9 protein-coding genes are annotated in these 13,907 nt (G+C 67.5%); 5 read left to right on the top strand and 4 right to left on the bottom strand.

Going from position 1 to position 13,907, the window contains the following annotated elements:
- Positions 1-350: 350 nt before the first annotated feature.
- Both NDO75_RS14675 and NDO75_RS14680 read right to left on the bottom strand, forming a co-directional pair.
- Positions 351-602, bottom strand: a complete 252-nt coding sequence (locus tag NDO75_RS14675; protein WP_310907250.1) for a ubiquitin-like small modifier protein 2 — start codon at positions 600-602, stop codon at positions 351-353.
- A gap of 83 nt (positions 603-685) precedes the next feature.
- Complete coding sequence (locus NDO75_RS14680; protein WP_310907251.1) at positions 686-1,780, bottom strand: cell shape determination protein CcmA; 1,095 nt, start codon at positions 1,778-1,780, stop codon at positions 686-688.
- A gap of 131 nt (positions 1,781-1,911) precedes the next feature.
- Between NDO75_RS14680 and NDO75_RS14685 the strand changes: the two genes are divergently transcribed.
- Complete coding sequence (locus NDO75_RS14685; protein WP_310907252.1) at positions 1,912-2,904, top strand: replication factor C small subunit; 993 nt, start codon at positions 1,912-1,914, stop codon at positions 2,902-2,904.
- A 20-nt stretch (positions 2,905-2,924) separates the two neighbouring features.
- Here NDO75_RS14685 and NDO75_RS14690 read toward each other — a convergent pair whose 3' ends face one another.
- Positions 2,925-5,057: a GAF domain-containing protein gene (locus NDO75_RS14690; protein WP_310907253.1), complete on the bottom strand. Its 2,133-nt coding sequence runs from the start codon at positions 5,055-5,057 to the stop codon at positions 2,925-2,927.
- A 254-nt stretch (positions 5,058-5,311) separates the two neighbouring features.
- Here NDO75_RS14690 and alaS point away from each other — a divergent pair, with 254 nt between their 5' ends.
- The 4 genes from alaS to NDO75_RS14710 all read left to right on the top strand — a co-directional run bounded on the left by alaS (position 5,312) and on the right by NDO75_RS14710 (position 11,295).
- Positions 5,312-8,086, top strand: coding sequence for an alanine--tRNA ligase (alaS, locus tag NDO75_RS14695; RefSeq protein ID WP_310907254.1), 2,775 nt, complete (start codon positions 5,312-5,314; stop codon positions 8,084-8,086).
- A gap of 68 nt (positions 8,087-8,154) precedes the next feature.
- Positions 8,155-8,940, top strand: coding sequence for an alpha/beta hydrolase (locus NDO75_RS14700; RefSeq protein WP_310907255.1), 786 nt, complete (start codon positions 8,155-8,157; stop codon positions 8,938-8,940).
- A gap of 290 nt (positions 8,941-9,230) precedes the next feature.
- Positions 9,231-10,466: an AMP-binding protein gene (locus tag NDO75_RS14705; protein ID WP_310907256.1), complete on the top strand. Its 1,236-nt coding sequence runs from the start codon at positions 9,231-9,233 to the stop codon at positions 10,464-10,466.
- A 103-nt stretch (positions 10,467-10,569) separates the two neighbouring features.
- Positions 10,570-11,295, top strand: a complete 726-nt coding sequence (locus NDO75_RS14710) for a type 1 glutamine amidotransferase (protein ID WP_310907257.1) — start codon at positions 10,570-10,572, stop codon at positions 11,293-11,295.
- Positions 11,296-11,651: 356 nt separating this feature from the next.
- Here NDO75_RS14710 and NDO75_RS14715 read toward each other — a convergent pair whose 3' ends face one another.
- The gene (locus NDO75_RS14715) at positions 11,652-13,838 is read right to left on the bottom strand and encodes a (Fe-S)-binding protein (RefSeq protein ID WP_310907258.1); all 2,187 of its coding nucleotides are present in this window, start codon (positions 13,836-13,838) and stop codon (positions 11,652-11,654) included.
- Positions 13,839-13,907: the final 69 nt, after the last annotated feature.

Below are 13,907 nucleotides of genomic sequence, written 5' to 3' on the forward strand. Positions count from 1 at the left end.
GTGAATAGTGGTGGTCTTTAAAAGAGAGTCGCACGAGTCCCGGTTCAGAACGAGCCATCGGTTGCTGTCGTCCGATCGGTATCGGAGTGGTCGACACTCGACCGACAGTGGGGACGGAGCCGCTGGCAAACCAGAGACGAATCTAGCGACTCCCTGATCGGTTCGAGTATCGCGTGACGGTGCTTTTGAACACTACACGAAGTGGTAGCTGACGTCGTACACCGTATTCTTTGCGGAGTCGCAGCTAGCGAGAAGCGCCGTCGAGGTCGGTCGGGTCCGCAAGATGCTGCTCGGGATCGTCGCGACCATCGAGTACCGACTCGGGTCGGAGACATCGGCCGCCGATCGCCCTAACCGCCCTTGATCAACCGCAATACCGTCACGTGATCGCTCTCGACCGGCTGGTCCTCGGGAACCGGGCGACCGTCGACGAGGACGCTCACTTCGTGCGGACTCAACTCGACTTCGCGCAGCAGGTCCGCGTAGGTCGGCGTCGCATCGGCGTCGGAGCCGCCGGCGCTCTCGCCCGCCGCGGCGTCTGTCACCGCCTCGAGCTCGAGTTCGTAGGTGTCCTCGCCTTTGACGTCGACGGTGACGTGCATACGCCCGGTTGCGGGAGGAGGGCCTTGAGCGCGTCGCTCCGCGGGCCTCGAGCCCGCGCTCGCGGTCGGTCCGTGGCTCGCGCTCAGTCGGTCGTCGGCTCGTCGGGACCGGGACCGACCCGTCGCTCGCGCTCCCGTTCCCGGGCCCGTCGCCGATGACCGTACAGCCCGCGAGCGATCGCGCCGAGTCCCAGCAGGAGGAAGACGAGGTTGATCGCGCCGCCGACGACGGGGAGTCTCGAGAGGGCGGCCCCGCCGAGCAGTCCGACGACGAGCGCCAGCCATCGGTTCCCGATCCCGATCGCCGAGAGGAGCCACGCCGCGACGGCGAACTGGCCGTAGACGGTGCCGATCCACAGTAGCAGGGCGAACGCGAGCGCACCGAGGATCGCCAACGGAATTCCGACGACGGTGATCGCGAGCGCGATCAACAGTATCGGAACCCCCACGAAGGCGCCGAGTCCGACCAGCCCGGAGCGCAGCGGCCCCGCCGCGACGTTCTCGGCAACGCCGGCGGAGAACCGCGGGAACAGCGCGAGCAGGGCGGCCCCGAGCAGCAGATTCACCGCGAAGGCGTAGATCGCGAACAGCCACGACGCGAACGGCTGGACCGTCGGGGCCACGTCGACGCCGAGCGAGGAGTCCTCCTGAACCGTCCCCGCGACCGCGTCGGTGTTCCCCTGCAGGTCGCCGTCGTAGCGCAGATCGCCCGCGATCGATGCGGTATCGCCCAGCCGGATCGTATCCGCGCCGATCACCGCGTCGCTCTCGAGGGTCCCGTCGACGGTCACGCTGCCCGCCCCGGCCGTGAACTCGCCGCCGACGGTGCCGGACTCGGTGACCGTGACGCTCCCGCCTGCGGCCTCGACGTTACCGTCGACAGTCCCGGCGATGGTCACGCTCCCGCCGGCCGCCTCGAGGTCGCCGCCGACCTGCCCCGTGTTCGTGATCGTCACGTCGCCCCCGACGGCGCTCACGCCGCCGGTGACGGTGCCGCGGACGACGACCGTGCCGCCGAGCGCCTCGAGGTCGTCGACCGTCTCACCCTCCTCGACGACGACCGTGCCGCCGGCCTGCGCTCCGGACTGGGCGGCGACTGTCATCGGAACGATACCGATGATCACGACCGCGACGAGCAGTGCGACGACGAGCCGTGATCGGTGGTTTTCCCCTTCCATACGTCCTTCGTAGACGAGCAGACAGAAAAACGTGTAACGCAGATGTCAATATCTGTGTCGTTTCCATCGTCCGCTCGAGACGCGAAAGCGGCCTTCGGGCGATTTATCTTGCGCCCGCACCTTCGGCCGGTATGAGCGAGGCCGACGCCGAGGCGGCGGAGCCAACCCCCGGGAAGACGGAAGTCTGGATCGAAAAGTACCGGCCGGAACGGCTCGACGACATCAAGGGCCACGAGAATATCGTCCCGCGGCTACAGCGGTACGTCGAGCAGGACGATCTGCCGCACCTCATGTTCGCGGGACCGGCCGGAACCGGAAAGACCACCGCGGCGCAAGCCATCGCCCGAGAGGTCTACGACGACGACTGGCGCGAGAACTTCCTCGAGCTGAACGCCTCCGACCAGCGCGGGATCGACGTCGTCCGCGACCGGATCAAGGACTTCGCGCGCTCGAGTTTCGGCGGCTACGACCATCGCATCATCTTCCTCGACGAGGCCGACGCGCTGACCTCCGACGCCCAGTCGGCGCTGCGCCGGACGATGGAGCAGTTCTCCAACAACACGCGCTTTATCCTCTCGTGTAACTACTCGAGCCAGATCATCGACCCCATCCAGTCGCGGTGTGCAGTGTTCCGGTTCACCGAACTCACGGAAGACGCCATCGAGGCTCAGGTCCGCGAAATCGCCGCCACCGAGGGGATCGAAGTGACCGACGACGGCGTCGACGCCCTGGTCTACGCGGCCGACGGCGACATGCGGAAGGCGATCAACGCCCTGCAGGCCGCCGCGGTGATGGGCGAGACCGTCGACGAGGAGACCGTCTTCGCGATCACCGCCACCGCCCGTCCCGAGGAGGTCGAGGCGATGGTCGACCACGCCATCGGCGGCGACTTCACGGCCGCCCGCGCCGCTCTCGAGGACCTGCTGACCGACCGCGGGCTGGCCGGCGGCGACGTCATCGACCAGCTGCACCGCTCGGCCTGGGAGTTCGACATCCCCGAACGGGCGACCGTCCGGCTGCTCGAGCGACTGGGCGAAGTCGACTACCGGATCACCGAGGGCGCGAACGAGCGCCTGCAACTCGAGGCGATGCTGGCGTCGCTGGCGCTCGAGAACGAAGCGTAATCGGTCGGCAGCGATCCCTTTTACTCGCCGTTTCGGGCGTCGACGCCACGGAACGCGAACGCGATCCGCCCCTCGTCTTCGGCGACGCCGACGTTCCAACCGTGGGCGTCGGCGATACGCTCGACGGTTCCGAGCCCGAACCCGGTGCCGTCGGCCGCGGCCAGCCGTCCGGGGACGGGATCCGTCTCGAGCCCGCTGTCGACCACGGCTTCGGTTTCAGCGGCGCGGCGGGCGACGTAGAAGCCGTCGTCGGTCGCGCCGACGGTGACGACCGCGGTCGCGTCGCCCGCACCGGCGCTGGCGGTCCCCTTCTCGTCGCCGTCATCCGTCCCGTCGGCGACGGCCTGAAACAGGCGTTCGAACAGTTCCCGAAGCCGCGTCTTGTCCGCCTCGAGGACGCGGTTCTCCGCGGCCCGGGTGACGAGCCGCGCGTCGCCCGTTTCGACGGCGACCCAGGCCCGGCGGGCCACGTCGTGGACGGCGACGGGTTCGGTGTCGACGAGCACGTCGTCCTCTCGGGCGATCGCGACCAGTCGATCGAGGAGTTCGCGCAGCCGCTCCTGGGCGTCGTCGACCTCCGCGAAGTGCTCCCGGTCGCCGGTCTCCGCGGCGAGCTCGAGGTAGCCGCGGGCGACGTTCAGCGGCGTGCGCACGTCGTCGTCGATCAGCTCCGCGATCCTCTCGAGACGCGATTCGGCGGCGGCCAGTTCGCGCTCCCGGCGGTTGTGCTCGGTCACGTCGCTGTAGATGATCAGCCCTTCGGGGTTGTGGTCCGCGGCGTCGGCCGCGCCGCTCTCGGCATCGTCACCGCCGCTGCCGCCGTCGGCGTCGGCGTTGGCGTTTGCCTCGAGCGGGATCAGCGTGAGCAGGAACTCGCGGACGCCATCGGCGGTCTCCCGGCGACTGACGAGCTGGCGGCGCTCGCCGGATCGCAGCGACTCGAGCAGCGTCGCCCGCCGGTGCTCGAGTCCCGGCGGGACGGTGTCCTCGTCGACGGGTTTGTCGACGACCGATTCGGGCTCGGTGCCGAACACCTCGGTGAATGTATCGTTGACAGTTCTGACGACCGGCTGGCCGGCATCGATTTCGTAGCGGATCGCCGGTTCGGGCACGTTTTCGAACAGCGACCGGTAGCGGTCGCGCTCGGCCGCCAACCCGTCGCGTTCGGCTTGCAGTTCGTCGCGTTCGACCGCGAGTCGGTCCCGCATCTCCCGGAGTCGCTCCAGTTCCCTGCGTTGGCTCTCCTCGGCGTCGATCCGCTCGAGGGCCGCGGCCGCGACCCGTCCCCACGTCGAGAGCAGATCGACGTCGTCCTCGTCGAACGCAGCCGTCTCGTCGGCGGCGACCTGCAGAACCCCGATGTCGCCGACGGGCACGCAGCACAGCGCTGAGACTCCCTCGAGCGGGGCGCTCAGCCGGTCGTCGTCCGCGAGGTCGTCGATGCAAACCGGCTCGCCCGTTCGGAGGAGGTCGCCGAGCGACCCCGTTCGCGCCACGGGTTCGAGGTCGTCCTCCGAAACCCCCGACGCGGTCGCTCGCGGGACGAGATCGCCGAAGTGGACCGTCGACAGCCAGCAGCGGTCACGCTCGAGCGCGTCGGCTGCGGCCTCGACAACGACCTCGAAGAGCCGGTCGCGGTCGCGGCGGGCGACGAGTTCGGGGACCGCCTCGAGGAGCCGATCTTCCGGTCCGGGGGTCGTCGTCGCCCTCTTACCGGTCGCGACGATCGGTTCGTCCCCGCCGGAGTCGCCCTCGCTTCCGTTCCCGTGACACACCCACTCGATCTCGTCCGCGAGGTGCGCGACGGCGTCGTCGGTGTCGCGGCGGACGTAGCCGTCGATGCCGTCTGTCGACCGGGCGGCCGTCGGCGCGTACGACGGATCGCAAAAGAGAATCAGCGGCGTCTCGCCGCAGGCGTCGGCCACCTCGAGCAGGGTCGAGCCCGCTGCGGTCGTCGGCGTCTCGGCGAAGACGACGCAGTCGACCCCGGGTGCCCAGTCCCTGACGCGCTCGACCGTCGTCGCCGGTCGGGCGGATCGCTCGGTGCTCGAATCGACCGCCTCGAGCGATTCAGCGCCGTCGCTGGCGGCCGCGTCGGTCGCGGCGACGTAGAGGATCGTCCGCGGTCGGGTGGTCGCTGGCGGCTGTGTCATTCCGTCGGAATCTGGTTCGCTCTCTCCGTGACAACGACACGCCAGCCTAATGGGTCTACTGGACGTATCGATCGCTGAGTTAGCCCCGGCGATAGCCGCCGTGCCCCCTCAAACGACGGTCTTTCGACTCAGTCGCGACGGTCGGGATCCGTCATGGAACCGACCGCCCTGGTTCGATCGCGGGACGGCCGACGACAGCCTCGCGGCCCGATTTGCGGAACTGTTTTACGCGCTGCAGGGCCACTAGACGCGTAATGAGCGAACTGGCGGAGGAATACCGCCTCGAGTACTTCGAGGAGGAAGGGTTCGAGCGCAAGGAGTGTACGGAGTGTGGGGCTCACTTCTGGACACGCGACGACGACAGGGTGACCTGCGGCGAGCCGCCCTGCGAGGAGTACGGCTTCATCGACAATTCCGGGTTCGATGGCTCCTACAGCCTCGAGGAGATGCGCGAGGCCTTTCTCTCTTACTTCGAGGCCAACGATCACGAGCGAATCGATCCCTACCCGGTCGCGGCGAACCGCTGGCGCGACGACGTGTTGCTAACCCAGGCGTCGATCTACGACTTCCAGCCGCTCGTAACGTCGGGCGAGACGCCGCCGCCGGCGAACCCGCTGTGCGTCTCCCAGCCCTGCATCCGGATGCAGGACATCGACAACGTCGGCAAGACCGGTCGGCACACGATGGCCTTCGAGATGATGGCCCACCACGCCTTCAACGCACGCGAGGACGCCGAGGGCGAGTACGCCTACGAGGGCGAGGTCTACTGGAAGGACCGCACTGTCGAGCTCTGCGACGGCTTCTTCGAGTCGCTGGGTGTCGATCTCGAGGAGGTCATCTACATCGAGGACCCGTGGGTCGGCGGCGGTAACGCTGGCCCCGCGATCGAGGTCATCTACCGCGGCGTCGAACTCGCCACGCTGGTCTTCATGTCCCTAGAGCAGGACCCCGACGGCGAGTACGAGATGAAAGACGGGAACCGCTACAGCCCGATGGACACCTACATCGTCGACACCGGCTACGGGCTCGAGCGCTGGACCTGGGTCTCCCAGGGCACCCCGACCGTCTACGAGGCGGTCTACCCCGACATGATCGCGTTCCTCAAGGACAACGCGGGACTCGAGCACACCGACGAGGAGGCCGACCTCATTCATCGGGCCGCCAAACTCGCGGGCCACATGGACATCGACGAGGCCGAGGACATGGAGACCGCCCGCAGCGAGATCGCCGGCGAACTCGGCGTCGACGCCGGGGAACTCGAGGAGCTCATGGAGCCCCTCGAGGACATCTACGCGATCGCGGACCACTGTCGCACCCTCGCTTACATGCTCGGCGACGGCATCGTCCCCTCGAACGTCGGGACGGGCTATCTCGCGCGGATGGTCCTCCGACGCACCAAGCGCCTCTGTGACACCGCCGGCGTCGACGCACCGCTGGACGAACTCGTCGACATGCAAGCCGAGCGCTTGGAGTACGAGAACCGCGACACGATCCGCGATATCGTCCGCACCGAGGTCGAGAAGTACCGCGAGACGCTCGAACGCGGCGGCCGCCGGGTCGAGACGCTGGCCGAGGAGTACGCGAAGAAAGGCGAGCCGATTCCGACCGACGAACTGATCGAACTCTACGACTCCCACGGCATCCAGCCGGACATGGTCGCCGAGATCGCCGCGGAGACCGGCGCCGAGGTCGACGTGCCGGACGACTTCTACAGCCTCGTCGCGAAGCGCCACGACACGCCGGAGGCGGTCCTCGAGGCCGAGGAAGGCGAGGACGAGCGCTTCGAGGACCTCCCCGAGACGGAGAAGCTCTACTACGACGATCAGGAGCGCACCCAGTTCGAGGCGGTCGTCCTCGACGTCTTCGAGCGCGAGGAGGGGTACGACGTCGTCCTCGATCAGACGATGTTCTACCCCGAAGGCGGTGGCCAGCCCTCGGACACGGGGACGCTCTCGACCGACGATACGACGGTCGAGGTCGACGACGTCCAGATCGTCGACGACGTCATCCTCCACCGGACCGACGAGAACCCCGGGAAGGGGGAACTGGTCAACGGACAGATCGACGGCGAACGCCGCCGGCAGCTCATGCGCCACCACACGGCGACCCACATCGTCATCCACGCCGCCCGACAGGTACTCGGCGAGCACATCCGGCAGGCCGGTGCCCAGAAGGGCGTCGAGAGCTCTCGGATCGACGTCCGCCACTACGACCGCATCTCCCGTGAGAACGTCAAGAAGATCGAGGACCGCGCCAACGAGATCGTCATGGCCAACACCGCGGTCTCTCAGGAGTGGCCCGACCGCCACGACGCCGAGGCCGAGCACGGCTTCGACCTCTACCAGGGTGGCATCCCGCCGGGCGAGCAGATCAGGCTGATCACCGTCGACGAGGACGTGCAGGCCTGCGGCGGTACCCACGTCGCCCGCACCGGCGACATCGGCGCGATCAAGGTACTCTCCACCGAGCGCGTTCAGGACGGCGTCGAACGCATCACCTTCGCCGCCGGCGAGGCCGCCATCGAGGCGACGCAGACGAAGGAGGACGCCCTCTACGAGGCCGCCGAGATCCTCGACGTCTCGCCCGAGGAGGTCCCCGACACCGCCGAGCGGTTCTTCGAGGAGTGGAAGGACCGCGGCAAGCAGATCGAGGACCTGAAAGAACAGCTCGCCGAGGCCCGCGCCGGCGGCGGTGGCAGCGGCGAGGAAGTCGAGGTCGGTGACACGACCGCCGTCGTCGACCGAATCGACGCCGACATGGACGAACTCCGCGCGACCGCCAACGCCCTCGCCGAGGACGGCAAGATCGCCGTGCTGGGGAGCGGCGAGAGCGGCGCCCAGTTCGTCGTCGCCGTCCCAGACGGCGTCGGCGTCAACGCCGGCGAAGTCGTCGGCGAACTCGCCGGCCGCGTCGGTGGCGGCGGCGGCGGGCCGGCGGACTTCGCGCAGGGCGGCGGGCCGAACGTCGAGGATCTCGACGAGGCGCTCGAGGACGCCCCCGACATCCTTCGACAGGTCCTGAACGCCTGAACCGGACCCGAGTCGCGCTCGAGTCGAAACCGTCCCCTTCTTTCACCGCTGACCCTCTCGACTCACCCATGCCCACTGTATCGAACGGATCGGTCTCGCTGTACTACGACCGCGCCGGCGAGGGCGAGCCGGTCGTCTTCGTCCCCGAAGCCGGCCTCGGCGGCTGGCTCTGGGGCTGGCAACACGCCGCCGTCGCCGGTCCCTACGAGGCCGTCGTCTGGGACCTCCGGGGAACCGGTCGCTCGGACGCCCCGGTCGGGCCCTACGACCTCGAGACGCTCGTCGCCGACCTCGAGTCGATCCTCGCGGACTGCGGGTTTCGCAACGTCCACCTCGCGGGCTGTGGTCTCGGCGGCGCGGTCGCGCTGGCGGCGGCCCGAACCTCGAGCCGCGTCGCGACGCTTTCGCTGTTCGGGACCGCGGCACGGGGCGAGGCGTTCGACCTCGATCCCCTCTTCGCCCCGCCGGACGATCGGGACGCGCTTCGCCGGTCGCTCGAGGCCGGACTCTCGGCCGAGTTTCTCGAGAGCCAGCCCGACGTGGTGGACGGCATCGTCGACTGGCGGGCCGACGGCGATGCGGATCGGGCGGGCTGGGAGGCACAGGTGGCGGCGCTCGAGGGGTTCGACGCGACGGAGTGGCTGATCGAGGTGACCCAGCCGACGCGGGTACTCCACGGCGGCGCGGACGAACTGGTCTCGACCGACGCGGGCCGGGAACTGGCGCGGGGGCTGCCTCGCGGGGAGTTCGCGGAACTCGAGGGGGCGGGGCACCTCTGTTTCGTCGAACGCTCGCGGACCGTCAACGATCGGCTGCTGGGATTCCTCGAGGCGCAGACGGACGATTCGACGTGATTCGTCGGTGGATGTCCGGCCTCAGTTCGACTGACCGCCCCGCTCGAATACGTTGAACCAGTCACGGCAATGACTCGCCGACCGTGGCGACACGAGACCGCCGCGCCCTCCCCAGCCGATTCGCTCACTCACGCTGTTCGTTCGCTCATCCCTCGCGTTTCGAGCAGCGCGCCGGAACGGTGATCCCGGCGGCCCCGCCGGCTACCGTCCCCGAGTCTCGCCGACGATCGACTGCCGTGCTTGCGACTGACCCCCTGCCTACTACGTGCTCGAGCGTGGGAGGCTGCATCGTGACTCTCTCGCTGGCGCGTCGGGCGGCGCAGTTCCCTGATCGGACGGCGGTCGTCGATATCTCCGAAGAGCGGCTGTACGCCCCCGCGGAGACGATCGACGAGGATCGAGTCACGTACGAGGGGCTGTCGACGATCGCGACGCGGACGGCCGAGCGCCTCGCGACGCGCGGTGTCGACGCGGGTGATACCGTCTGTCTGGTCACGCGCAACCGGGTCGCCTCGCTCGCGCTTTTTTTCGCGTGCCGGCGGCTCGGGGCGACCGTCGCGCCGGTCTCCCATCTGCTGACGCCGGCCTCGGTCGAGCGGCCGTTCGACGTCCTCGAGCCGACCCTCGTCGTCGGCGAGGCGGCCCAGCGCGACCTGATGCGGTCGATCCCGTTCGATCGCGCGGTGACGCTCGAGGAACTGACTGAGACGAAGCGCGATTCCATCGATCTCGACGACCGCCGGTCGGATGAGAGCCCGCTCCTGGCCCTCCACGGCGACTCGGGGCGGCCAGTCGCCGGCTACTCGGCCGACGCCATAGAGCGCAACTGCCGCACGGCCGTCGCCGCGTGGGGGCTCGCCGCGAACGACGTCGTCCCCCTCACGACGCGCCTGTCGGCCGCCGACGGGCTGGTTCGCGTCGCGCTGTCGACGCTGTGCGTCGGCGGGACGCTCCTGCTCGACCGGGCGTTCGATCCCGGCGACGCCGCAATCGCGATGGCCGCAGAAGATGCGACGTTCCTCGCCGGTCGCGAGAGGTCGATCCGCGACATCGCGGCCGAAGCCGAGTTCGGGGACGCGGTCGACTCGCTCGAGCGCGTCGTCTGCGAGGGAGCCGTCGCTGACGACGTCGTCGCCCCCTACCGTGAGCACGACGTGCCGGTCGCGCGGGCGTACGGCCGCCTCGAGTGTCCGACTGCGTTGAGTCAGGGGTTCGACGGCGACCGGGACGGCTCGAGCGGCGAGAATGCGAGCGTCGGTCGGCCCGTCCCCGACTGTCGCGCTCGGCTGATCGACGAAACGGGCGACGGACTCGAGGGCGCGGCGACCGGCCGCCTCCAGCTTGCAGGGCCGATGGTCGCCGACGGTTACGTAACGGCTGCCGGAACCGACGACGAGGACTGGGACGAACCCGCCGATCTCGAGACTGACGACGTAGTCGACGAGCGCGGCCGGTTCGCCGACGGCTGGTTCGATACCGGCGACCGGTTCCGCCGGGACGGGGACGGGAACTACTACCCGCAGTGACCGACGGATCGTACGGTGACCGACGCCGCGACCGCGTCAGCGGTCACGGCAACGACGGCACCGTGCACAAGGCCTATTCTACTCGAGTCGCCACTAGCGTCCAATGAGTCAGCTCCGAATCGCCGTCCTGAACGCGGCCCATCGGGACGAGAACACGACGCGGAACTTCCGGCGCGAACTCGACGCTTCGCTGGCCGAGTTCGACGCCACCGACGGCACGGTCCCCGACGACTTCGACTACGACGGCGCGGTAGTTACCGGCTCCCGCTCGTCGGTCTACTGGGACGACGACTGGATGCGGCCGGTCAAGGAGTGGGTCGGCGAAGCGATCGATCGCGGCGTCCCCTTCCTCGGCGTCTGCTGGGGCCACCAGCTACTGGCCGACGTGCTCGGCGGTACCGTCGCCGACATGGGCGTCTACGAGGTCGGCTACAGCGAGATCGATCGGCTCGGCGAGTCGCGGCTGTTCGACGGTATCGACGACACCTTCCTCGCGTTCACCAGCCACTCCGACGAGGTCGCCGAACTCCCGTCCGGTGCCGAGCCACTGGCCGAGAACGACTACTCCAACCACGGCTTCCGCAAGGACCGCGTCTTCGGCGTCCAGTTCCACCCCGAGTACGACAGCAAAACCGCCCGCGAACTCGTCCACCGCAAGGAACTCTCCGTCGAACGCCGCGAGTCGATCCTCGATGAAATCACCGAGGCAAACTACCAGCAATCCTGCGAGGCGAAACTCGTCTTCGACAACTTCCTCGAGTACGTCCGCGAAACGAAACGGGTCGATGCCGCCACCGACGCTTCGGCTTCGATCGGCCGTTCCGACTAGCCGCCGAATCACTACAGTTAGCTGGTTTTCCCCGTCAGCGAGAGCAGAAACGTTTCTAACGGCTATCGGGCGTCAATAAATGCGCCTGTTAGCCGAATCACGGGGGAGACGACCGACCGTCTCGAGGGACTGCAGGGGGAGATCCGCCGCGAGACGGGCCGGGACATATCGAGACGGGTCCTCCTCGAGCGGATCGTTCTGTTTACTTCCGAGTCGAAAGCCGCGGTGATCGAACAGTTCCGTGACGATTCCCCATCGTAGCCGACCAGTCAGTACTGTCCTTCCGGTGGCAGCTGTTTTCGTGAAAACCCGTCCAATACGATTCGGTTGGAGAACCGGAGTTAACAGGGAGTTGGTCAGTCGGCGGCGACTTCGACCTTCGCTTCGTTCTCCTTCCCGATCGCCTCGACGATGAGTTCGGCCACGTCGACGATCTCGATCTCCTCCTCGTAGCCGCCGGTCTTGCGGCCGTCCTCGTACATCGTCATGCACATCGGGCAGGCGACGACGAACTTCTCGACGCCGCTGCCGGCGTCGGTGTCCTCGAGCGCCTCCCGGATCCGCTCCTCGCTGGGTTTGGGCTCCTCTTCGAAGTCCATCCAGAGGCCGCCACCGCCGCCGCCACAGCAGAAGGAGTTGGCGCGGTTGCGGGGCATCTCGTCGAGCGTACAGCCAGTCGCTTTGATGAGTTCACGCGGGGCTTCGTACTCGTCGTTGTACCGACCCAGATGGCAGGGATCGTGGTAGGTGACCGTGTAATCGAGTTCGGTGCCGTTCAGGTCGAGTTTGCCGTCGGTGACGAGTTCCTCGACGGCCTGGGTCCAGTGGTAGACCTCGATTTCGCCGTCCTCGTTCCACTGTTCGTCGTACTCGAAGGGCATCATCGGGTCGTCCGAGAACTCGTCGAAGTTGACCTCCGGATACTCGTTCTTGAAGGTGTTGTAGGAGTGGGGGTCCGTACAGACGATCTTGTCGAACTCGCAGTCCTCCCACGTCTCGACGTGGTGGCCGGCCAGTTCGACGTAGAGCAGTTCCTCGCCGACGCGGCGGATGTCGTTGCCGTCGAACTTCTCGTCGTCGAAGAGGATGCCGAAGCTGACATCGGCCTCCTTCAGGATCGTCGCCAGCGAGCGGGCGACCTGCTTGTTGCGCTCGTCGTAGCTCGGGAAGTCGCCGACGTACCAGAGGTAGTCGACTTCTTCCTCGCGAGCGTCGGTGACGTCGAACTCGAGTTCGTCGGTCCAGTCGCCACGGTTGCGCGGCGAGTCGCCGAAGGTGTTGCCGTTCTGCATGACGTTCTGGAAGACGTCCTGCATGCTGGGGGCGACGTCGCCCTGATCGGTCATCTGGCGGTTGAGCCGGGTGAAGCTCTTGAGGTGCTCGATCTCGACGGGACAGGCGTCCATGCAGGCCATACAGGCCATACAGGACTCCATCGTCTCGGCGTTGATGACGCTCGTGCCGCCGTCGGCGATGATCGGCTGCTCTTCGCCGCCGGCCTCGAGGTCTTCGCGGTAGGACTTCAGGTCGAGGATGACGTTACGCGGGTCGAGCGGGCGGTCGGAGGCCTTCGCGGGACAGACCGACGAACAGCGACCGCACTTGGTACAGGCGTCCTGGTCGAGGATCTCCTTCCAGGTGAAGTCGTCGATGGACTCGGCGTTGGTCGCGTCCAGATCCGAGGGGACGTTGGGCAGGCGCTGGCCGGCCTTCTCGTCCCGGGTGACGACGTTCGCGAACGAGGAGATCATGTGGAACGGCTTGGCGTAGGGGATCCACGCGATGAAGAAGAAGGCGATCAGCGAGTGGGTCCACCACGCGAGCCAGTGGAGGTTCTCGACGTTGAACCCGGCGCCGTTGAGCCCGGCCTGTTCGGGGCCGAGCGTCGGCAGTCCGATCGCCTCGAAGCCGAGCGCCATCCCGTAGGCGACGAAACTGACGATTTCGTAGTCGGGAATACCGGCGCTGTAGACGCGCAGCCCCTCGAGCAGGAAGCCGCCGACGCCGAGCGCGACCAGCGTCCAGATGAAGATGTCGTCCTCCATCGAGGTATGCCGGTCCCAGAGCCGGTGGTTCCGAACCCAGTACCGGCGGTACATCGCCATCCCGATGCCGACGACGAACAACAGGCCCATGGCATCGACGATGAACGAGTAGGCGAGGTAGAAGTCGCCCTCCCAGAAGGTCATATGGAAGATCTTCTGGAAGGCGTATTGATCGACCGCGATGATCGTCGTCGCGATCAACAGCGTCAGGAATCCCCAGAGAATAAAGGAGTGCATCAAACCGCCGTAGAGATCCCTGTTGAACTGTTTCTCGTTCGAGAGGACGATTTTAGCGCTGCTGACGATCCGATCCGGCAGGTCGTTGAGGCGGGCGAACGAGTCGTCGTCGCCCTCGGCGTAACGGGCGAACCGCCGATAGACGCCGTAGACGAGGACGGCGATGGCGACGAACGCGAGGAAATAGAACACCGCGTACTCGACGCTGGTGATCCCCCAGTACGTCTCCCTCGCCACGCCCGACTGTGCTAATGCGCGCATGTGCAATGAGGGGCAGGGCTGTGACTTAATTCTTGCCACACCGCCTGCCTGGGCCCCTCGTCGCCGTCT

This window comes from Natrinema sp. 1APR25-10V2, assembly GCF_031626495.1.
Lineage (GTDB): Archaea > Halobacteriota > Halobacteria > Halobacteriales > Natrialbaceae > Natrinema.